This window comes from Xenorhabdus sp. NBAII XenSa04 (assembly GCF_963866145.1).
GTDB classification, from domain to species: Bacteria; Pseudomonadota; Gammaproteobacteria; order Enterobacterales; family Enterobacteriaceae; genus Xenorhabdus; species Xenorhabdus indica.
Map to the genome: position 1 here is coordinate 1 of NZ_CAWMEB010000283.1, position 634 is coordinate 634.

Genomic DNA, 634 nt, shown 5'->3' on the forward strand with positions numbered 1-634 from the left:
GGCCCGATGGCACGGTATTACACTTTGGCTATGACCGGCTGACCCGGTTGAACTCAGTGACCGCCTCCACCGGCGAAACCTACCGTTATGAGCGGGATGCCGCGGGGCAGATTATCCGGGAAACTGATTTTACCGGGCGTACTCTTGAATATCAGTACGATAAACTGGGACGCCGCACACTGACGCAATATCCCGACGGTCAGCAGCTTCGCTGGCATTATTCCGCGGCTGGTTTACTGGTCAAACAGGAAAGCTGGCAACCGGAAGAAAACCAACGGGTACTGAAAGCCACAACGCGTTACGAGTACAACAAACGGCATCAACTAGTGAAAGCCACCAATGCCGATGCCGTGGTGGAATACGAATATGACGAGACCACTGGCCTGCCGACCTGTGAGCGTATCAATGGGCGGGAAATCACGCGCGAATGGGATAATCTGACCGGACGTCCTGTCAGCGAAAGTGTCGATGGCAATACCCTGTACTTCGGTTATAACCTGTCGGGGAGTCTGAATCACTTTCAGCTTAACCAGCATGCGCCACTGACATTCCAGCGTGATGCACTGGGGCGGGAAACGGTGCGCGAAAGTGCCAACGGTTTTATCCTTGCCAGTCGCTACACCGCAACTGGCCT

The 634-nt window shown here is 54.7% G+C and carries 1 pseudogene; it reads left to right on the forward strand.

Annotated features, from left to right (window positions below):
- Window positions 1-634: pseudogene (locus AAC147_RS10245) on the forward strand (RHS repeat-associated core domain-containing protein); the annotation flags it as partial.